The sequence below is a fragment of the Nocardioides sp. NPDC092400 genome (genome assembly GCF_040684155.1).
In the GTDB taxonomy this organism is placed as follows: domain Bacteria; phylum Actinomycetota; class Actinomycetes; order Propionibacteriales; family Nocardioidaceae; genus Nocardioides.
On sequence record NZ_JBFBFJ010000001.1, the window covers coordinates 672710 to 692260 of the forward strand.

Consider the following 19551-nt stretch of genomic DNA (forward strand, 5'->3'; position numbering starts at 1 on the left):
CAGGCGCCGGCGACCCGGGCGAGTAGCCTGCGGTCGTGACGGTCCGGAAGCTGCAGCAGAAGCGAGGCTGGGCGTGGAACATCGCGGTCGCGATCGTGAAGCCCACGCTGCTCGCCACGACCCGCCACGAGTGGGAGGGCGGCGACAAGATCCCGGTGCGCGGCGGCTGCATCCTGGTCATGAACCACATCTCGCACGTCGACCCGCTCACCGCGGCGCACATCGTCTACGACCACGGCCGGATCCCGCGCTACCTGGCCAAGTCGGGACTGTTCAAGAACAAGGCGCTCGGCTTCTTCCTGCAGGCCGCCGGGCAGATCCCCGTCGAGCGGCTGACCCGCAACGCGATCGGCGCGTACGACGCCGCGGTCGCCGCCGTCCGCGCCGGTGAGTGCGTGGTGGTCTACCCCGAGGGCACGATCACCCGCGACCCCGACCTGTGGCCGATGACGGGGAAGTCGGGCGCCGCGCGGATCGCGCTGGAGACCGGGTGTCCCGTGATCCCCGTCGGGCAGTGGGGCGCGCAGGAGCTGCTGGCGCCGTACGCGAAGAAGCCGGACGTCGTCCCCCGCAAGCTGATCAGGATGAAGGTCGGCGACCCCGTCGACCTCGCCGACCTCCTCGCCCGGCCCCGCAGTCCCGAGGTCGTCCAGGAGGCGACCGACCGGATCATGGCCGCGATCACGGTGCTGGTCGAGGACGTGCGCGGCGGCACGGCACCCGCCGAGAGGTTCGACATGCGCAAGCACGGGGTACGACCGACCGGCAACCCGCGCCGCCACGAGATCGGGGAGGACCCCGCATGACCACTGTCCCGAGCCAGGACGCCCCGGGTGGGCGCGGCAAGGTCGCCGTCTTCAGCGCCGGGTCGTGGGGGACGGCGTTCTCCATCGTGCTCGCCGACGCGGGCAACGACGTCGTGCTGTGGGCGCGGCGGCCCGAGGTCGCCGAGTCGATCAACGAGCGGCGCGAGAACCCCGACTACCTGCCCGGCATCGAGCTGCCGCCGTCGGTGTCGGCCACGCACGACGTGGAGAAGGCGCTGCACGGCGCCGACGTCGTCGTGCTGGCCACCCCCAGCCAGTCCCTGCGCGAGAACCTCACCGCGTGGGCGCCGTACGTCGAGCCCGGCGCCGTGTTCGTCTCGCTGATGAAGGGCGTGGAGCTCGGCACGCTGGAGCGGATGAGCGAGGTGATTGGCCAGGTCACCGGCGCCGGACCGGAGCGGATCGCCGTCGTCAGCGGCCCCAACCTCGCCAAGGAGATCGCGCGGCGCGAGCCGGCCGCGTCGGTCGTCGCCTGCGAGGACGAGGACGTCGCGCGGATGCTGCAGCAGCGGTGCCACACGGCGGCCTTCCGGCCCTACACGAGCGTCGACGTCCTCGGCTGCGAGCTGGGTGGGGCGTACAAGAACGTCGTGGCGCTGTCGGTCGGCATGGCGGTCGGCCTGGGCTTCGGCGACAACACCACCGCCTCGTTGATCACCCGCGGCCTCGCCGAGACCGCGCGGCTCGCGATGGGCCTCGGCGCCAACCCGCTGACCCTGATGGGCCTCGCCGGGCTCGGCGACCTCGTGGCCACCTGCTCCTCGCCGCTGTCGCGCAACCGCACGTTCGGCGAGAAGCTCGGCCAGGGGCTGAGCGCCGCGGAGATCTACGCCTCGACCCGCCAGGTCGCGGAGGGCGCGAAGTCCTGCTCCTCCCTGCTGGCGCTGGCCCGGCAGACCGGTGTCGACGCACCGATCGCCGAGCACGTCGACGCCGTCGTCGCCGGGCGGATGACCGCCCAGGAGATGATGGAGTCCTTCATCGCCCGCGACACCAAGGCCGAGACCGACTGAGCGAGCGAGCAGCGGCGACCGAGCAACGAGGTCGCCGCGTGGCTCGCGAAGGTCGAGCAAGCGACGCGACCGAGGAACGAGGTCGCGCGAGCGGGTCGAGACCCGGTGAGGTGCGCACCGCGGGTGGGGACCTCACCGGGTCTCGACGACGCTCGCCGGCGCTCGCTGCTCGACCAGCGCGGCTGTTCGCGAGCGCTCGCTGCTCGACCAGCGGGCGGTGCCTCAGGTGAGGTCGTCCAGCGCGACGCGGAGGTCCTCCCACAGGTCGTCGACGTCCTCGACGCCGACGGAGAGCCGGACGAGCGCGTCGGGGATCGTGGCGGGCTCGGCCTTCCAGCGACGGCGCCGCTCGAAGGTGGACTCCACGCCGCCGAGGGACGTGGCGTGCACCCACAGCCTCGTCTTGTGGGTGAGCAGGTCCGCGGCCATGGCGCCCTGGGCCAGCACGATCGCCACGATGCCGCCGAACCCGGGGTAGCGGACCTCCCCGATCGCGGGGTGGTCGCCCAGCCGGCGCGCCAGCTCGGCGGCGTTCGACTGCGCCCGCTCGACGCGGAGGTGGAGGGTGCGCAGGCCGCGCAGGGCGAGGTAGGCCTCGAACGTGCCGGGCACCGCGCCGAGCAGGTCGCGACGGCCCTTGATCACCCCGTGCAGCTCGTCGTCGGCGGTGACGACCGCGCCCATGAGGACGTCGCTGTGGCCGGCGAGGTACTTGGTGACCGAGTGCACGACCAGGTCCGCGCCGGACTCCAGCGGCCGCTGGAGCAGGGGAGTGGCGAAGGTGTTGTCGACGACGGCGTACGCCCCGGCCTCGTGGGCGGCGGCGATGATCGTCGGGAGGTCCGCGATCTCGAGCGCCGGGTTGGTGGGCGACTCCAGCCACACCAGCGCGGCGTCCTCGCAGGCCCTGACCACCGCGGCGGTGTCGGTCACGTCGACCAGCTCGGTGCGCAGGCGGCCGCGGGCCTCGAGGTCGCCGAGCTGCATGGCCGTGCCGGTGTAGCAGTTGCGGGGCGCGACGACCTTGGCGCCGTTGCCGACGAGGTCCAGCACGGTCGCGACGGCGGCGAGCCCGGAGGAGAACGCCAGCGCGCGGCCGCCCTCGAGCCCGCCGAGGGCCGTCTCGAACGCGCTCCAGGTCGGGTTGCCGTACCGGCCGTACTCCCGGTCACCCCCGGCGACGAAGGTCGAGGCCGGCGTGATCGGCTCGTTCAGCGGCTGGTCGGCGACGTGCGGAGGGCGGCCCAGGTGCACCGCGCGGGTGCCGGTGCCCATCGACGCGAGGTGGTCGGTCAGGTGGTCGGGCGCGTCCGCAGTCATGGGACAACCCTAGGTCGATAGGGTCGGACGGTGATCCGCAAGCCCCGCGTCGCTGTCGTCTTCGGTGGCCGTTCCAGCGAGCACGCCATCTCGTGCGTGACCGCCGGCAGCGTCCTCCAGGCCATCGATCCCGAGCAGTACGACGTCGTGCCGGTCGGCATCGCCCGGGACGGCCGCTGGGTGCTGGAGTCCGGCGACGTCGAGCGGCTGCGGATCGGTGCCGGCGACGGCGCCGACCGGATGCCCAGCGTCGACGGCGAGCGCGCGACGGTCGCGCTCGCCCCCGACGCGGCCGGGACCGACCTCGTCGTCACCGAGGCCTCGGCGCCGCCGCGCACGCTCGGCGAGGTCGACGTGGTCTTCCCGCTGCTGCACGGCCCGTGGGGCGAGGACGGCACGATCCAGGGCATGCTCGAGATGGCCGGGGTGCGGTACGTCGGCGCCGGCGTGCTCGCGTCCGCGGTCGCGATGGACAAGGCCTACATGAAGGTCGTCCTCGCCGCCGCCGGCCTGCCGGTCATGCCGAGCGTGGTCGTCACCGCCCGCGAGTGGTCCGCGGACCCGCAGGAGTGCCGGGAGCGCTCCGCCGGGCTGGGCTACCCGCTCTTCGTGAAGCCCGCCCGCGGCGGCTCGTCGATCGGCATCTCCAAGGTCCACGACCCCGCCGGCCTCGACGCGGCGATCGAGCACGCCCTCGAGCACGACCCTCGGGTGCTGGTCGAGGTCTGCGCCACCGGGGCCCGCGAGGTCGAGTGCGGCGTGCTGCAGGCGCTGGACGGGTCGACCGAGACCAGCGTCCCGGCGGAGATCCGGATCACCGGTGACCACGAGTTCTACGACTTCGACGCCAAGTACCTCCCCGAGGAGGCCACCGAGCTCGACGTGCCCGCCGTGCTGCCCGACGGCGTGGAGGAGCGGCTGCGCAGCCTGTCGGCCGCGGCGTTCGAGGCGGTCGGGTGCGAGGGGCTGGCGCGGGTCGACTTCTTCGTCTTCCCCGACGGCTCGCTGGTGGTCAACGAGCTCAACACCATGCCCGGGTTCACCCCTCTGTCGATGTTCCCGCGAATGTGGGCGGCCACCGGCCTGGACTACCCGGCGCTGGTCGACCGGCTGCTCCGCCTCGCGCTGGCGCGCGACACCGGCCTGCGCTGACGCCCTGCCCCGGAGCAGCACGACGCCCCGCGCCCGGCGGGCACGGGGCGTCAGGTGCGGTCCTCAGATGTGGACGACCGGGCAGGTGAGGGTGCGGGTGATGCCGTCGAGGGTCTGCACCTTCGCGACGACGAGCTTGCCGAGCTCGTCGACGTTGCGCGCCTCGGCGCGCACGATCACGTCGTAGGGCCCGGTGACGTCCTCGGCGAGGGTGACACCCTTGACCTGCGCGATCTCGCGGGCGACCTCGGCAGCCTTGCCGACGTCGGTCTGGATCAGGATGTACGCCTGGACGACCATCGTGGTGCTCTCCCTGCTGCTCAGCGCTGGACTGCGGTTCGGCGTCAACCTACCCCCTGGTCGCCACGCGCCGACAGCCCGGCGCCCGCTCGCCGCCCGGCGGGCGTCTGGTGGGATGGGTCCATGGCTGCGAGTGCTCCGTTCCCCGCCGGCGCGACGTTGGGCGACGCCGGTGAGTTCGGCCTGATCGAGGCGTTCACCCGGCTCTTCGAGCAGGGCGAGCACGTCCTGGTGGGCCCCGGCGACGACGCGGCGGTGCTGCGCGTGCGCACCGGACACGTCGTGGTCTCCACCGACCTGATGGTCGAGGGCCGCCACTTCCGCCGGGAGTGGGCGTCCGCGGAGGACGTCGGGCACCGTGCCGCCGCGCAGAACATCTCCGACATCAACGCCATGGGCGGTCGCGCCGGCTCCCTGACCGTCGGGCTCGCCGCACCGGCCGACCTCGAGGCGCAGTGGGCGCTGGACTTCGCCCGCGGCTTCGCCGACGAGTGCGCCCTCGTCGGCGCGAGCGTCGTCGGCGGCGACCTGACCCGCGCGGACGAGATCGTCATCGCCGTGACCGTCCTCGGCGCCTGCACCGTCTCCCCGGTGCTCCGCTCGGGCGCCCGCCCCGGGGACGTGCTCGCCCTGCACGGCCGGCAGGGCTGGGCCGCCGGGGGACTGGCGGTGCTCGGCCGCGGCTTCCGCTCCCCGCGCGTGCTCGTCGAGGCCTACCGCCGCCCCGCCCCGCCGTACGACGCCGGGCCGGCCGCCGCCGAGGCCGGTGCGACCTCGATGATCGACGTCTCCGACGGCCTGCTCGCCGAGGCCGGCCACCTCGCCTCGGCTTCCGGGGTGGCGATCGACGTCCGCCGCGGCGCGTTCGAGGTCCCCGAGCCGCTGCACGCCGTCGGCGCTGCCCTCGGCGCCGACCCGCTCGGCTTCGTGCTCGGTGGCGGCGACGACCACGCCCTGCTCGCGACCTTCGACCCCGCCGACGTCCCCGAGGGCTGGGACGTGGTCGGCGAGGTCACCGAGCCGGCCGACGGCGCGGTCGGCGCCGTCACCGTCGACGGCGCCCCCTACGACGGCCCGACCGGCTGGACGCACTTCTGAGCCGTTCCGGCGCCCCGGGCGGGCGGGCGTCGCTGCTTGCAACGCGCCGTTCGAAGGACTACCGCGCCGGCGGATCGGCGCGGCAGTGCCTCCAACGGCGCGGCAGACCACCGAACGGCGCGTTGCACGCCCCGACGGCGCGGCAGACCACCGGACAGCGCGTTGCACGAACGCCCGGGTGCGCGCCGGAAGGCGGGGAAAAGCAGGAGGCCGCCACCCCTCAGGGGTGACGGCCTCCGCGGATCGACTCGCTCAGCGAGTGACCTTGCCGGCCTTGAGGCAGCCGGTGCAGACGTTGAGCCGCTTGGGCGTACCGTTGACGGTCGCACGAACCCGCTGGATGTTGGGGTCGAAACGACGCTTCGTGATCTTGCGCGACCACGGCCGGTTGTTGCCGAAGCCAGGCTTCTTGGCGCAGATGTCGCAGACGGCAGCCACCGTGAACTCCTGATGATCGATTACGTGTGAGGCGCCCGACGAGCGGGCAACCGGGCGAGAATATCTGACGAGTGGGTCCACCCGGAAATCGTCGCCCGAGGCCATACCCTGGCTCCTCGTCATCCGCCAGGACCGGCCCCGACCATCGTGCCACGGTCCACGGTCACCCACGACAGTCGAGGACGCCGATGGAGCAAGTGCCGGGCCACGGCGCCATCTCGCTCGCGGTCGTGCTGCGGTTCGTCGACATCGCGGTCGAGGCTCTCGCCGAGGCGCGCGAGGAGGTGGACGCGCTCAACGTCTACCCGGTGCCGGACGGCGACACGGGCACCAACATGTGGCTGACGGTCTCGGCGGCGCGCGACGCGCTGCGCGAGGCGACCGGTGGCGGGGACCCCGACGCCGACCTCGGCCCGGCCCTGGCGGCCCTGGCGCGCGGGGCGCTGCTCGGTGCCCGCGGCAACTCCGGGGTGATCTTCAGCGAGATGCTGGGGGCGATCGCCCGGCGGCTCGCGTCCGGCCGGGGCGGCGAGCGCAACGCCGCGGTCATGGCCGACGCGCTCCGGCACGCCAGCGACGCGGCGTACGCCGCGGTGGGGGAGCCGGTCGAGGGCACGATGCTCACCGTGGGTCGCGCCGCCGCCGAGGCGGCCGGGGAACGCGCTGCCCAGCCGGGTGCGCGCGCCCGCGACGTCTTCGCCGCCGCCGCGGAGGCGGCCCGCACCGCCCTCGCGCGTACGCCGGAGCAGCTGGCCGTGCTGCGCGACGCCGGCGTGGTCGATGCCGGCGGTCGCGGGCTGAGCGTGGTGCTCGACGCCGCCGAGACGGTCCTGACCGGCCGCCGGCCGGTGCCGGTGACCGCGCCCCTGGGCAGCCACCTGATCCCGCAGCCGGCCATGGTGCAGCACGAGCTGTCCCCGGACGGTCCGTCCTACGAGGTCATGTACCTGCTCGAGGCCGACGACGAGCACATCCCGCCGCTGCGCCGGTCGCTGGGCGCGCTCGGCGACTCGCTGGTGGTCGTCGGCGGCGAGGGGCTCTGGAACGTCCACGTCCACGTCGACGACGTCGGCGCCGCGATCGAGGCCGGCATCGAGGCCGGCCGGCCGCACCGGGTGCGCGTCACCCACTTCGCCGAGCAGGTCGCCGAGGCACGTCGCCGCACCCCCGCGCGCGCCGGGCGGAAGGTCGTGGCCGTCGCTGCCGGCCCGGGACTGGCCCGGTTGTTCGAGGAGGCCGGCGCGGTGGTCGTGCACGGCGGGCCGGGCCGCCGGCCGAGCACGGGGGAGCTGCTGGAGGCGATCACCTCCTGCGGCGCCTCCGAGGTCGTCGTGCTGCCCAACGACCACGACTCCGTGCGGGTCGCGCAGGTCGCGGCCAGCACCGCCGAGGGCGACGCCCAGGGCGGCCTGCGCGTGGCGGTCATCCCGACGCCCGCCCAGGTCTCGGGGCTGGCCGCGCTGGCGGTCCACGAGCCGGGCCGCTCCTTCGACCAGGACGTGCTCGAGATGACCGCGACCGCCCGGCACGCCCGCCAGGGGGCGGTCACCGTCGCGGCGCGCCGGGCGATGACGATGGCCGGCCCCTGCGAGGTCGGCGACGTCCTCGGCGTGGTGGCGGGCGACTTCGTGGTCGTCGGGGAGGACCAGTTCGCCGTGGGCACGCAGGTCCTCGACCGGCTGCTCGGCGGCGGCGGCGAGCTGGTGACGATCGTCGCCGGCGCCGAGGATCCCGAGGGCGCCCTCGCCACCCGGTGCGCCGGCTGGGTGGAGGAGCACCACCCCGCTGTCGACGTCGTGGTGTACGACGGTGGCCAGGAGCGGTACCCGCTCCTGGTGGCGGTCGAGTGAGGGGAGCGGACACCGCGTGATCACCGTCGAGACGCCGGTCGCAGCCGTGCTGGGCGACCACAAGGGCAAGCGCGCCAAGATCGAGGAGAAGCTCGGCATCCGCACGGTCGGCGACCTGCTGCACCACTTCCCGCGGCGCTACGTCGAGACCAAGGAGCTCACCAAGGTCGACGAGCTGCAGCCCGGCGAGGTCATCACCGTGGTCGGCGAGGTCGTCGCCTCCGACGTCCGCACCTACACCGACCGGCGCACCGGCCGCACGGCGTACCGCCTGGACACGACGCTGACCACCGACGGCCCGCGGCTGCGGATGTCGTTCTTCGCCAAGGGCCGCCACGTCGCGGAGTGGAACGCCCGCCGCCTGGCGGTCGGCCGGCGCGGGCTGTTCGTCGGCGGCGTCAACGCCTTCCGTGGCGAGTGGCAGCTGACCAACCCCAAGATGGTGCTCTTCGGCGAGGGCCCCGAGGGCGGTCCCGGCGGGCCCGACGCCGAGGACGTCGAGGCCGAGCTGGACGCCCTGGGCGCGCTCTACCCGATCTACCCGCTCACCAGCGGGGTGGAGTCGTGGGACCTGCAGCGGGCGATCACCTTCGCGCGCAGCGTCGTCGACGAGGTGCCCGACCTCCTGCCGCCCGACGTCCGCGACGAGCACGGCCTGCTGCCCGCCCGGCGGGCCCTGGACTGGGTGCACGCGCCCGACGACCGTCGCCAGGTCGGCGCGGCGATGAAGCGGTTCCGCTTCGAGGAGGCGCTGGTCACCCAGCTGGTCCTGGCGCGGCGCCGCCGGGCGCTGCGGGACCTCGGCGCCCGGACCCGCACCGGCGGCGAGGGCGGGCTGCTCGCGGCGTTCGACGCCCGGCTGCCCTTCGAGCTCACCGCCGGCCAGCGCACGGTGGGGGAGGAGATCGAGCGCGACCTCGCCGAGCCGCACCCGATGAACCGCCTCCTCCAGGGCGAGGTCGGCTCGGGCAAGACCCTGGTGGCGCTGCGGGCCATGCTCCGGGTCGTGGACTCCGGCGGGCAGGCGGCCCTGCTCGCGCCGACCGAGGTGCTCGCCCAGCAGCACCACCGCTCGATCACCGCCATGCTCGGCGACCTCGCCGCGGGCGGCATGCTCGGCGGCGCCGCGGACGGCACGAACGTCGAGCTGCTCACCGGGTCGATGACCAAGGCCCAGCGCACCGGTCCGCTGTCCCGGCTGGCCACCGGCGAGGCGGGCATCGTGATCGGCACCCACGCGCTGCTCGAGGAGCACGTCTCGTTCTTCGACCTCGGCCTGGTCGTCGTCGACGAGCAGCACCGCTTCGGCGTGGAGCAGCGGGCCGCGCTGACCGACAAGGCCGGCACCCCGCCGCACGTGCTGGTCATGACCGCCACGCCGATCCCGCGCACCGTGGCGATGACGGTCTTCGGCGACCTGGAGACCTCGACGCTCACCGAGCTGCCGGCGGGCCGGGCACCGATCCAGACCAACGTCGTGCCGCTCGCCGAGCACCCCGGCTGGATGGGGCGGGTGTGGGAGCGGGTCCGCGAGGAGGTCGCCGCCGGCCACCAGGTGTACGTCGTGTGCCCGCGCATCGCGGGCGACGAGCTCGAGCAGGGCGGCGAGGACGCACCCGCCGACGACCCCGGGGCGCCGGGGGAGGACACAGGTGAGAAGGCGGGGGAGAAGGCGGGGGAGAAGAAGGCCGCCCGCACCGGACCACCCCTGGCGGCCGTGGAGGAGGTCGTCGCGGAGCTCGCCGCCGGCCCGCTCGCCGACCTCCGCGTCCAGGCGCTGCACGGCCGGATGCACCCGGAGGAGAAGGACCGGACGATGCGCGCCTTCGCCGCGGGCGACGTCGACGTGCTGGTCTCGACCACGGTCATCGAGGTGGGCGTCGACGTCGCCAACGCGACCACGATGGTGCTGCTCGACGCCGACCGGTTCGGGGTCTCCCAGCTGCACCAGCTGCGTGGTCGCGTCGGCCGCGGCGGGCTGCCGGGGCTGTGCCTCCTGGTCTCGCGCGCCGAGGCCGGCACGCCGGCGCGCGAGCGGCTCGACGCCGTCGCCGGGACCACCGACGGCTTCGAGCTGAGCCGGGTGGACCTCGAGCAGCGCCGCGAGGGCGACGTGCTCGGCAAGAACCAGTCCGGCTACCGCTCGAGCCTGCAGAACCTCCGCGTGCTCCGGGACGAGGAGACCATCGTGGCGGCGCGGCAGGCCGCCGAGACGCTGCTGGACCGCGACCCCGCGCTGGCCGGTGCGCCCGAGCTGGCCGCGGTCGTGCGGGACATGGAGCTCTCGGTGGCCGGCGAGTACATGGAGAAGTCGTGAGGGACCAGTGACGAGGATCATCGGCGGGTCCGCCGGCGGGCGGCGGCTGGCCACCCCCCGCGGGGCCGCGACCAGGCCCACCAGCGACCGGGTCCGCGAGGCGCTGTTCTCCGCCGTGGAGTCCTGGTGCGGCTCGCTGCACGGCCTGCGCTTCCTCGACCTGTACGCCGGCTCCGGCGCGGTGGGCCTGGAGGCGTGGTCCCGGGGCGCCGGGGTGGTCACGCTGGTCGAGCAGGACCGCCGCACGGCCGCCCTCGTCCGCGAGAACGCCCGGACCATCGGCTTCCCCCGGGCCGACGTCGTCGCGGCCGCGGTCGGCACGACGCTGCACCGGGCGCCGGCCGCGCCGTACGACGTGGTCTTCAGCGACCCGCCGTACCCCCTGGACGAGGCGGGCCTGGCCCGCGACCTGCTCGCCCTGGTCGAGCACGGGTGGCTCGTCCCCGACGCGCTGGTCGTGGTCGAGCGGTCCGTGCGCAGCCCCGAGCCGACCTGGCCCGACGGCATCGAGCCGGTCCGGGAGCGCCGCTACGGGGAGACCGTGCTCTGGTACGGTCGCGCCGCCCGACCCACCGACGACCCTCCCGCCGGCGACGACCCGGCCGAGGACTAGAGCGGAGCCGCACGTGCGCCGAGCCGTCTGCCCGGGGTCCTTCGACCCCGTCACCCACGGCCACCTCGACATCGTCCGACGCGCCTCGGTGCTCTTCGACGAGGTCGTCGTCGCGGTCGGGGTCAACGCGTCGAAGAACCGGCTCTTCGAGGCCGAGGAGCGGATCTCGATGCTCGAGCAGGCCTGCGCCGGCTGGGACAACGTCCGCGTCGACGGCTTCACCGGCCTGCTCACGACGTACTGCCAGGAGAACGACGCCGTCGCCGTCGTGAAGGGCCTGCGGGGTGCGGGCGACTTCGAGTACGAGCTGCCGATGGCGCACATGAACACCTCGCTCACCGGCGTCGACACCGTCTTCGTCCCCACCAGCCCGGAGTGGTCCTTCCTCTCCAGCAGCCTGGTCAAGGAGGTCGCGACGTACGGCGGCGACGTCTCGGCGTTCGTGCCGGCACCCGTGCTCGAGCGGCTCACCGCGCGGCTGGCCGAACGGCGTGCCGCCCGTGCCTGACGCCTCGCGACCTGCGTTTTGTCCGATCGTCGGCACGCCGGTTAGGCTTCTCGCTGATCTGTACGTGCCCGGACCGGAAGTGATCTCCTGAACAGCCTGGACCCGAGAGCGCCGCTCGTGCTCGACACCCGCGAGCTCGGCCGCCGCCCGGGGTCCCAGCGACAGGTGACGCGGACGGTGCCGGCACCGCCAGATCTGGGCATCGAAGTCCTCAAGGTCCCCGAGGGGTCGCCGGTCGAGCTCGACCTGCGCCTCGAGGCGGTCATGGAGGGCGTGCTGGTGACGGGCACGGCGCGAGCCGTGCTCGAGGGCGAGTGCGCACGGTGCCTGGAACCGATCGAGGACGACACCGAGGTCACGTTCCAGGAGCTGTTCGTCTACGACGACCCTGCCCACCAGGGCGACTCCGAGGACGACGAGGTCAGCAAGCTCGAGGACGACCTGCTCGACCTCGAGCCGCTGCTGCGGGACGCGGTGGTGCTCGCACTGCCGTTCCAGCCCTTGTGCGAGGACGACTGTCCTGGCCTGTGCACCGAGTGCGGTGCACGCCTGGCCGAGGACCCCGACCACTCGCACGAGGCGCCGGTCGACCCGCGGTGGGCGGGCCTCGCGGCCCTGCAGGACCAGGACTCCCAGGACAGCTGAGAGCCACCAAGACAGCAGGACCGACCTCGGTCCCGCGAGCAGCACCGAAGCCAGGTACGGCCGGCACCACCGGTCCAGAACGAGGAGAGAACAGTGGCAGTCCCGAAGCGGAAGATGTCGCGCAGCAACACGCGTCACCGTCGGTCGGCCTGGAAGGCCGTCGCGCCCACCCTGGTGACCTGCGCGAACCCCGCCTGCGGTGCCAAGCACCTCCCGCACCGTGCGTGCGGCGAGTGCGGCCAGTACGGCGCTCGCGCCGACCGTCGTCAGGTCATCTGAGAACCGGTCCACTGACCAACTACAGCGAGCTGCGCGCGGCGCTCGGGGATCCGGAGCTGGACCCCGAGCTGCTGGAGCGTGCGCTCACGCACCGTTCCTACGCGTACGAGAACGGCGGCCTGCCGACCAACGAGCGCCTGGAGTTCCTGGGTGACTCGGTGCTCGGCGTCGTCGTGACCGAGACGCTCTACACGACCCACCCCGACCTCTCCGAGGGTCGGCTGGCCAAGCTCCGCGCCGCGGTCGTCAACGCCCGCGCGCTGGCCGAGGTGGGTCGGGCCATCGGCCTGGGCGACCACGTGAAGCTCGGTCGTGGCGAGGAGTCGACGGGCGGTCGGGGCAAGGCCTCGATCCTCTCCGACACCGTCGAGGCGGTCATCGGGGCCGTCCACCTCTCCGGTGGCGGCTTCGAGACCTCCGCCCGCGTCGTCCACCTCCTCTTCGACCCGCTCATCGAGGCCGCCTCGGCCATGGGTGCGGGCCTGGACTGGAAGACCTCGCTGCAGGAGCTCGCCGCCGAGCACGCCCTCGGGGTCCCCGAGTACGTCATCGAGGACGAGGGCCCCGACCACCAGAAGACCTTCACCGCGCAGGTCCGGGTCGGCGACAAGCTCTACGGCAACGGTGTGGGCCGCTCCAAGAAGGAGGCCGAGCAGGCCGCCGCGGAGACGGCGTACGGCGAGATCGCCACCGCCCTGGGCGTCACGGACCCGGCGGCCGACGCCGCCACGAGCACCGCCACGAGCACCGCCACGAGCACCGCCACCAGCACCTCCCAGCACTCCGCCTGAGCCGTGCCGGAGCTGCCCGAGGTCGAGGTCGTCCGCGCCGGCCTCGAGCGGCACGTGCTCGGCGCGACGATCACCCGCGTCGACGTCCTCCACCCGCGACCGGTGCGCCGCGACCCCCGCGGGCCGGAGGGCTTCGCCCAGGCGCTGGCGGGGCGCCGCATCGTCGCCGCCCGCCGGCGCGGGAAGTACCTCTGGCTGCCGCTCGACGACGGCGACGCGCTGATGGCGCACCTCGGCATGAGCGGGCAGCTGCTGGTGCAGCCGCCCGACGCGCCGGCCGAGCGGCACCTGCGGGTGCGGCTGGCGCTCGACGGCGCGGACGAGGGGCGCGAGCTGCGGTTCGTCGACCAGCGGATGTTCGGCGGCCTCTCGGTCTCGGCCGGCGGCGCCGGGTTGCCGCCCGAGATCGCCCACATCGCCCGCGACCCTCTCGACGAGCAGTTCGACCTCGACGACGTCGTACGTCGCGTGCGGCGCCGGACCTCGGGCGTCAAGCGGCTGCTGCTGGACCAGAACCTCGTCTCGGGTGTCGGCAACATCTACGCCGACGAGGCGCTGTGGCGCGCGCGCCTGCACGGCGAGCGTCCGGGGGACCGGCTGACGGGTCCGCAGGTGCGCGAGCTCCTCGGCCACGTGCGCGACGTGATGACCGACGCGCTCGCCCAGGGCGGGACGTCGTTCGACGCGCTGTACGTCAACGTCAACGGCGAGTCCGGCTACTTCGACCGCTCGTTGCACGCCTACGGGCGCGAGGGTGAGCCGTGCGACCGGTGCGGGACGCCCATCCGCCGGGTGGCGTTCATGAACCGCTCGTCGTACTTCTGCCCGCGCTGCCAGCCGGTGCCGCGCCGGCGACGCCCGGTGCCGGCGGGTGTCCCGCCGGTGGTGCCCGTCCCGGATTGACCGGACGGCGCCTCGGTGGGACTCTTGAAGACGGCCCGCCTCCGCGCGGCACGCCCCCGGTGGCCATCTGCGCCGCCCCCCCGGCCCCACGAGGACCGCCCTCCGCACGACCATCTCCGAACCGAAGGAAGACCCCATGGCCAAGGCGCTGATCGGCTACCTGGACAGCGACCTGCGTGACCCCCGCCTCTCGGCGGACAACGCCCGTCTCCGCGCCCGCGTCCGCGAGCTCGAGGCCCTCGTGCTCAAGCTGAGCGAGGAGAACGACCGCCTCGTCGCGGCGCAGGCCGCCGACATCCTCGACCGCGAGTCGGCGCTGCAGGAGATGCAGCCCGCCTGACCCGCCGACCGGCGCCGCGGGTCCTGCGACGGTCGCGGCTGGCGCCGCCCGCCGCGGGTACCTCCCCGGCATGGCGACGACGATCGGACGAGGCCTGGCCGCAGGGGCCGTGGGCACCACGCTGCTGAACGCGGCCACCTACCTCGACATGGCCCTCACCGGCCGCGAGGCGAGCGCGCAGCCGACGCGCACCGTGCTCCGCCTGGCCGGGTCCCTCGGGCTGGAGCCGCCCACCGACGGCGGTCGGCCCGAGGCGTACGGCGCGCTCGCCGGCACCGCGACCGGTCTCGGCCTCGGCGTGGCCGCCAGCGCGCTGCGCCGGGCCGGGCTGCGCCTGCCGGGGCCGGTCGGGGCGGTGGCGACCGGTCTCGCGGCGATGGCCGCGACCGACGTGCCGATGGCCGCCGGCGGGCTCACCGACCCGCGGGAGTGGTCGGCCGCGGACTGGACCCGTGACGTCCTCCCGCACCTCGCGTACGGCGCCGGCGTCCAGTGGACCCTCGACCGGGTCACGCCGCCGGCCGGCGAGGTGGCGCCGACCGGGCGGGTCACCGCCGGGCTGCTCGGGCGCAGCCTCGCGCTGGGCGCCGCTGCCGGCAGCCGCACGTCCCTCGCCGTCGCGGGTCCGGCCCTGACGTCTGGCAACCGTGCCCGGGGCGTCCTCAGCGCCGGGCTGGTGGCTGCAGAGGTGGTCGGCGACAAGCTGCCGCAGGCCCCGAGCCGGCTCCAGGCCCAGGCGACGGGCGGCCGGCTCCTGGCCGGCGCCGGCGGCGGCGCCGCCCTGGCCGGCCGTGCCGACGCCCCGCGGGTCCTCGCGGTCCTCGCCGGGGCCGCGGGCGCGGCGATCGGCACCGTCGCCGGAGCGCTGTGGCGGGACGCCGCCGAGCGCCGCGGGTGGACCTGGCGGGCCGCCGTCGCCGAGGACGTGGCCGCGGTCGGGCTCACCGCGCTCGCCGTGCGCCGGAGCTGAGGGCGCCGACGCGACGCGCGGGGGCCGCAGGGCGGCCTCACGGACCGGCGCGGGAGGTACCCTGAGGCCGCTGAGCTTCCCCCGCGCGGCGCCCGCCAGCCGCCGCGCGCACGTCAGCGCCGATGCCCACCGGTGTGAGGGAGCCCCCGTTGTACCTGAAGAGCCTGACCCTGAAGGGGTTCAAGTCCTTCGCGTCCTCGACGACGCTCCAGCTCGAGCCGGGCATCACCTGCATCGTCGGCCCGAACGGCTCGGGCAAGTCCAACGTCGTCGACGCGCTCGCCTGGGTGATGGGCGAGGCGAGCGCCAAGTCGCTGCGCGGCGGCAAGATGGACGACGTCATCTTCGCCGGCACCTCCGGCCGCCCACCGCTGGGGCGCGCCGAGGTGGTGCTGACCATCGACAACTCCGACGGCGCCCTGCCCATCGAGTACGCCGAGGTCACGATCAGCCGCACGATGTTCCGCTCCGGCGGGTCGGAGTACGCCATCAACGGCAGCACCTGTCGGCTGCTCGACGTCCAGGAGCTGCTCTCCGACTCCGGCATCGGCCGCGAGATGCACGTGATCGTCGGGCAGGGCCAGCTCGACCAGATCCTGCACGCCACGCCCGAGGACCGCCGCGGCTTCATCGAGGAGGCGGCGGGCGTCCTCAAGCACCGCAAGCGCAAGGAGAAGGCGCTCCGCAAGCTCGACGCGACCGAGGGCAACCTCAACCGCCTCAACGACCTCCTCAGCGAGATCCGCCGGCAGCTCAAGCCGCTGGGCCGGCAGGCCGAGGTCGCCCGGCGCGCCCAGACCGTGCAGGCCGACGTGCGCGACGCCCGCGCCCGGCTGCTCGCCGACGACCTGGTGACCGCGCGCACCGCGCTGGAGCAGGAGCTGGCCGACGAGTCGGTCCTGGTGCAGCGTCGCGAGCAGGTCGAGGCGGCGATCGCGTCGGCCCGGGAGGCCGAGGCCGCCCTCGAGGCGGCGCTGCGCGAGGACCTGCCGACGCTCGCTGCGGCCCAGGAGACGTGGTTCGCCCTGTCCGGGCTGCGCGAGCGCCTGCGCGGGACCCAGTCCCTGGCCGCCGAGCGCAGGCGCAACGCCGCCGGCAGCGCCGGCACCGAGCACCGCGGGGGGCGCGACCCTGAGGAGCTCGAGGCAGAGGCGGAGCGGATGCGCGAGAACGAGCAGCGCACCGCCGCCGAGGTCGACCGGCACCGCACCACGCTCGAGGAGGCCGTCGCGGCCCGCCGGGCCGCCGAGGACGCCGCCGCGGAGGAGGACCGCCGCATCGCGGCCCTCCAGCGTGCGGCCGCGGACCGCCGTGAGGGGCTCGCCCGGCTGCACGGCCAGGTCAACGCGCTGCGCTCGCGCGCCTCGGCCGCCGACGACGAGGTGGGTCGGCTCTCCCTCGCCCGCGAGGAGGCGCTGGCCCGCGCCGACCGGGCGCAGCGCGACTTCACCGCGCTGGAGACCCGGGTCGCCGGCCTCGACGCGGGGGAGGAGGGCCTCGACGCCGAGCACGAGGCGGCCACCTCGCTGCTCGACGACGTCGAGGAGCGGTTGGCCAAGGTCCGCGACGCGGCCCAGCAGGCCGACCGCGACCGCTCCGCGCTGGCGGCCCGCAAGGACGCCCTCGAGCTCGGCCTGGACCGCAAGGACGGCGCCGGCGCGCTGCTGGGCGCCGCCGACGCGGTCCCGGGCCTGCTCGGGTCGGTCGCGGCACTGCTCACGGTCCGTGCGGGCTTCGAGACCGCCGTCGCCGCCGCCCTCGGGCAGGCCGCCGACGCGGTCGCCGTCGCCGACGCGGCGGCCGCGGTCGACGCGATCGCCCACCTCAAGGGCGAGGACCTCGGCCGCGCCGGCCTCGTGCTCGGCGGCGCGGGGACCACCGGAGCGACCGACCGGCCGGCGCTGCCCGGCCACGCGACGTACGCCGTGGACGTGGTGGAGTGCCCGGAGGAGCTGCGACCGGCGCTGTCGCGCCTGCTCGACCGGGTGGCCGTCGTGGACGACCTCGACACCGCCCGGTCCCTGGTGGGCGACCTGCCGGACCTGACCGCCGTCACCCGCGAGGGCGACGTGCTGGCCGCCCACTTCGCCGCGGGCGGGTCCACGAGCCGCCCCAGCCTCATCGAGGTGCAGGCCGCGGTCGACGAGGCCGCCGCGCAGCTGGCCGAGGTGACGGCGGCGGGGGAGCGGCTCTCCTTCGACATCTCCCGGCTCGAGGCCGAGCGGCTGGAGGCGCAGAAGCGCGCCGACGTGGCGATGGCCAAGCTGCACGAGTCGGACGCGACGCTGGCGGCAGTGGCCGAGGAGCTGGGGCAGTACGGCTCGCAGGCCCGCGCGGCCCGCGGCGAGGCCGAGCGCCTCGCGCAGGCCATCGCCAAGGCCCAGGAGGCCCGCGAGCAGGCGGTGGCGGGACTCGCCGACCTCGAGACGCGCCTGGCCACGGCCCAGGACGCTCCCGAGGAGGAGCCCGACACCGGTGACCGCGAGCGCCTGGTCGCCGCCGCCCGCGACGCCCGCCAGGGCGAGATGGACGCCCGGCTCGCGCTGCGCACCTCCGAGGAGCGTGCCCGGGCGCTGCACGGGCGGGCCGACGGCCTGCTGCGCGCGGCGCGCGCGGAGCGCGAGGCGCGGGCGAAGGCGGCCGAGCGCCGCGAGCGGCTCATGCGCGAGGGGCGGGCCGCGGAGGCGGTCGGCACGGCCGTGGCGCACGTGCTCGTCCGGCTCGAGGTCTCGGTGACCCGCGCGGCCGAGGCACGGACCGCCGTCGAGCAGGCCAGGGCGGGGCGCGAGCAGCAGCTGCGCGACGTGCGGGCCCGGCTGCGCGACCTCGCCCGCGAGCACGACGAGCTCGTCAGCTCCGCCCACCGCGACGAGCTGGCCCGCGCGCAGCAGCAGATGCGGATCGAGCAGCTCGAGCAGCGCGCTGTCGAGGAGCTCGGCCTCGCGCCCGACGCACTGGTCGGCGACTACGGGCCCGACCAGCCGGTGCCGGTCGCACCTGCCGCCGACGCGGCCGAGGACGACCCAGCCCCCGAGCCTGCGCCGTACGTCCGCGCCGAGCAGGAGAAGCGGCTGCGCGCCGCCGAGCGCGCCCTGTCGATGCTGGGCCGGGTCAACCCGCTGGCGCTCGAGGAGTTCTCGGCGATGGAGGAGCGGCACAAGTTCCTCACCGAGCAGCTCGAGGACCTTCGCAAGACCCGCAAGGACCTCCTCGACATCGTCCGCGAGGTCGACACCCGCGTCGAGCAGGTCTTCACCGAGGCGTACGCCGACGTGGAGCGGGCCTTCGACGCGACGTTCGCGCGGCTCTTCCCCGGGGGCGAGGGACGCCTGGTGCTCACCGACCCGGGCAGCATGCTGACCACCGGCATCGAGGTCGAGGCCCGCCCCGCCGGCAAGAAGGTCAAGCGGCTCTCGCTGCTCTCCGGCGGCGAGCGCTCCCTGGTGGCGGTCTGCTTCCTGGTCTCGCTCTTCAAGGCCCGGCCCTCGCCGTTCTACATCCTCGACGAGGTCGAGGCGGCGCTCGACGACACCAACCTCGGGCGGCTGCTCGAGATCTACGAGGAGCTGCGGGAGAACTCCCAGCTGCTCGTCATCACCCACCAGAAGCGGACGATGGAGGTCGGGGACGCGTTGTACGGCGTGACCATGCGAGGGGACGGCGTCTCGGCCGTCATCAGCCAGCGGCTGCGGGAGCCGGAGCCGGCATGAGCGACCGCACCCGCCCCACGCGCGCCGACTACGTCGCGTGGCGCACGATCACGACCCGGTGGCGCGACGACGACGCCTACGGGCACCTCAACAACGCGACGTACTACGAGATGTTCGACACCGCGGTGAACGCCCACCTCTACGAGGCGACCGGCGTCGACATCCGCAGGCTGCCGCAGATCGGCATCGTCGCCGAGACCGGGTGCCGGTACTTCCGCGAGATCGGCTTCCCCGCACCGGTCGAGGCGGGCCTGGTCTGCGAGAAGGTCGGCACCTCCTCGGTCGTCTACCGGATCGGGCTGTTCCAGGGCGACGGCGAGGAGGCCGCCGCCGAGGGCCGGTTCGTGCACGTCTACGTCGACGACACCGATCCCGCGCGGCCGGTCACCCCGGTGCCCGACGTGATCCGCGCCGCCGTCGCCCCGCTCCTGCGCTGACCCGGTGGGTTGCCCCGTGCGCCCCAGGGGTAACACTGAG

At 74.7% G+C, this 19551-nt stretch carries 19 protein-coding genes; 16 read left to right on the forward strand and 3 right to left on the reverse strand.

What is annotated here, in order from left to right; genetic code table 11:
- The first annotated feature begins 35 nt into the window (after positions 1 to 35).
- Entirely contained in the window at positions 36 to 806 is a 771-nt protein-coding gene (locus AB0N29_RS03310; RefSeq protein ID WP_302270541.1) for a lysophospholipid acyltransferase family protein, read from the forward strand.
- Positions 803 to 1840: an NAD(P)H-dependent glycerol-3-phosphate dehydrogenase gene (locus AB0N29_RS03315; protein WP_302270542.1), complete on the forward strand. Its 1038-nt coding sequence runs from the start codon at positions 803 to 805 to the stop codon at positions 1838 to 1840. Before AB0N29_RS03310 ends, AB0N29_RS03315 begins: the two co-directional genes overlap by 4 nt.
- 222 nt (positions 1841 to 2062) lie before the next feature.
- On the opposite strand, the gene AB0N29_RS03320 is transcribed toward AB0N29_RS03315, so the two are convergent.
- Positions 2063 to 3160, reverse strand: a complete 1098-nt coding sequence (locus AB0N29_RS03320) for a PLP-dependent transferase (protein WP_364864087.1) — start codon at positions 3158 to 3160, stop codon at positions 2063 to 2065.
- 30 nt (positions 3161 to 3190) lie between these two features.
- On the opposite strand from AB0N29_RS03320, the gene AB0N29_RS03325 reads away from it, so the two are divergent.
- A complete protein-coding gene (locus tag AB0N29_RS03325) occupies positions 3191 to 4312 on the forward strand; it encodes a D-alanine--D-alanine ligase family protein (protein WP_302270545.1) in 1122 nt (373 codons plus the stop codon).
- A gap of 63 nt (positions 4313 to 4375) precedes the next feature.
- Here the strand turns inward: AB0N29_RS03325 and AB0N29_RS03330 are convergent, their stop codons facing one another.
- On the reverse strand, positions 4376 to 4612 hold the full coding sequence (locus AB0N29_RS03330; RefSeq protein ID WP_166190128.1) for an Lrp/AsnC ligand binding domain-containing protein: 237 nt from the start codon (positions 4610 to 4612) through the stop codon (positions 4376 to 4378).
- A 123-nt stretch (positions 4613 to 4735) separates the two neighbouring features.
- Here AB0N29_RS03330 and AB0N29_RS03335 point away from each other — a divergent pair, with 123 nt between their 5' ends.
- The gene (locus tag AB0N29_RS03335) at positions 4736 to 5710 is read left to right on the forward strand and encodes a thiamine-phosphate kinase (RefSeq protein WP_364864090.1); all 975 of its coding nucleotides are present in this window, start codon (positions 4736 to 4738) and stop codon (positions 5708 to 5710) included.
- A 252-nt stretch (positions 5711 to 5962) separates the two neighbouring features.
- On the opposite strand, the gene rpmB is transcribed toward AB0N29_RS03335, so the two are convergent.
- Complete coding sequence (gene rpmB / locus AB0N29_RS03340) at positions 5963 to 6148, reverse strand: 50S ribosomal protein L28 (RefSeq protein WP_011756723.1); 186 nt, start codon at positions 6146 to 6148, stop codon at positions 5963 to 5965.
- Positions 6149 to 6336: 188 nt separating this feature from the next.
- Here rpmB and AB0N29_RS03345 point away from each other — a divergent pair, with 188 nt between their 5' ends.
- The 12 genes from AB0N29_RS03345 (at position 6337) to AB0N29_RS03400 (ending at position 19511) form a co-directional block, all read left to right on the forward strand.
- A complete protein-coding gene (locus AB0N29_RS03345) occupies positions 6337 to 7998 on the forward strand; it encodes a DAK2 domain-containing protein (protein WP_302270548.1) in 1662 nt (553 codons plus the stop codon).
- Positions 7999 to 8014: 16 nt separating this feature from the next.
- On the forward strand, positions 8015 to 10315 hold the full coding sequence (locus AB0N29_RS03350; protein WP_364864092.1) for an ATP-dependent DNA helicase RecG: 2301 nt from the start codon (positions 8015 to 8017) through the stop codon (positions 10313 to 10315).
- A gap of 7 nt (positions 10316 to 10322) precedes the next feature.
- Positions 10323 to 10928, forward strand: a complete 606-nt coding sequence (gene rsmD, locus AB0N29_RS03355) for a 16S rRNA (guanine(966)-N(2))-methyltransferase RsmD (RefSeq protein WP_364864094.1) — start codon at positions 10323 to 10325, stop codon at positions 10926 to 10928.
- A 13-nt stretch (positions 10929 to 10941) separates the two neighbouring features.
- Positions 10942 to 11436: a pantetheine-phosphate adenylyltransferase gene (coaD, locus tag AB0N29_RS03360; RefSeq protein WP_302270552.1), complete on the forward strand. Its 495-nt coding sequence runs from the start codon at positions 10942 to 10944 to the stop codon at positions 11434 to 11436.
- A gap of 117 nt (positions 11437 to 11553) precedes the next feature.
- A complete protein-coding gene (locus tag AB0N29_RS03365) occupies positions 11554 to 12081 on the forward strand; it encodes a YceD family protein (RefSeq protein ID WP_302270553.1) in 528 nt (175 codons plus the stop codon).
- A gap of 93 nt (positions 12082 to 12174) precedes the next feature.
- A complete protein-coding gene (gene rpmF / locus AB0N29_RS03370) occupies positions 12175 to 12360 on the forward strand; it encodes a 50S ribosomal protein L32 (protein WP_166189999.1) in 186 nt (61 codons plus the stop codon).
- An 11-nt stretch (positions 12361 to 12371) separates the two neighbouring features.
- A complete protein-coding gene (gene rnc, locus AB0N29_RS03375) occupies positions 12372 to 13151 on the forward strand; it encodes a ribonuclease III (RefSeq protein WP_364865434.1) in 780 nt (259 codons plus the stop codon).
- A gap of 3 nt (positions 13152 to 13154) precedes the next feature.
- Complete coding sequence (gene mutM / locus AB0N29_RS03380) at positions 13155 to 14054, forward strand: bifunctional DNA-formamidopyrimidine glycosylase/DNA-(apurinic or apyrimidinic site) lyase (RefSeq protein ID WP_364864097.1); 900 nt, start codon at positions 13155 to 13157, stop codon at positions 14052 to 14054.
- A gap of 136 nt (positions 14055 to 14190) precedes the next feature.
- A complete protein-coding gene (locus AB0N29_RS03385) occupies positions 14191 to 14394 on the forward strand; it encodes a hypothetical protein (protein WP_302270556.1) in 204 nt (67 codons plus the stop codon).
- A 70-nt stretch (positions 14395 to 14464) separates the two neighbouring features.
- Positions 14465 to 15364, forward strand: a complete 900-nt coding sequence (locus tag AB0N29_RS03390) for a hypothetical protein (protein ID WP_364864099.1) — start codon at positions 14465 to 14467, stop codon at positions 15362 to 15364.
- Between the two features lie 149 nt (positions 15365 to 15513).
- A complete protein-coding gene (smc, locus tag AB0N29_RS03395; protein ID WP_364864102.1) occupies positions 15514 to 19074 on the forward strand; it encodes a chromosome segregation protein SMC in 3561 nt (1186 codons plus the stop codon).
- Positions 19071 to 19511, forward strand: a complete 441-nt coding sequence (locus tag AB0N29_RS03400; RefSeq protein WP_364864103.1) for a thioesterase family protein — start codon at positions 19071 to 19073, stop codon at positions 19509 to 19511. Before smc ends, AB0N29_RS03400 begins: the two co-directional genes overlap by 4 nt.
- The last annotated feature ends 40 nt before the right edge of the window (positions 19512 to 19551 follow it).

Coding starts and splice junctions, on each gene's coding strand:
- AB0N29_RS03315 (WP_302270542.1), top strand. CDS start 803: ATGACCACTGTCCCGAGCCAGGACGCCCCGGGTGGGCGCGGCAAGGTC.
- AB0N29_RS03320 (WP_364864087.1), bottom strand. CDS start 3,160: ATGACTGCGGACGCGCCCGACCACCTGACCGACCACCTCGCGTCGATG.
- AB0N29_RS03330 (WP_166190128.1), bottom strand. CDS start 4,612: ATGGTCGTCCAGGCGTACATCCTGATCCAGACCGACGTCGGCAAGGCT.
- AB0N29_RS03335 (WP_364864090.1), top strand. CDS start 4,736: ATGGCTGCGAGTGCTCCGTTCCCCGCCGGCGCGACGTTGGGCGACGCC.
- AB0N29_RS03345 (WP_302270548.1), top strand. CDS start 6,337: ATGGAGCAAGTGCCGGGCCACGGCGCCATCTCGCTCGCGGTCGTGCTG.
- AB0N29_RS03385 (WP_302270556.1), top strand. CDS start 14,191: ATGGCCAAGGCGCTGATCGGCTACCTGGACAGCGACCTGCGTGACCCC.
- AB0N29_RS03390 (WP_364864099.1), top strand. CDS start 14,465: ATGGCGACGACGATCGGACGAGGCCTGGCCGCAGGGGCCGTGGGCACC.
- AB0N29_RS03400 (WP_364864103.1), top strand. CDS start 19,071: ATGAGCGACCGCACCCGCCCCACGCGCGCCGACTACGTCGCGTGGCGC.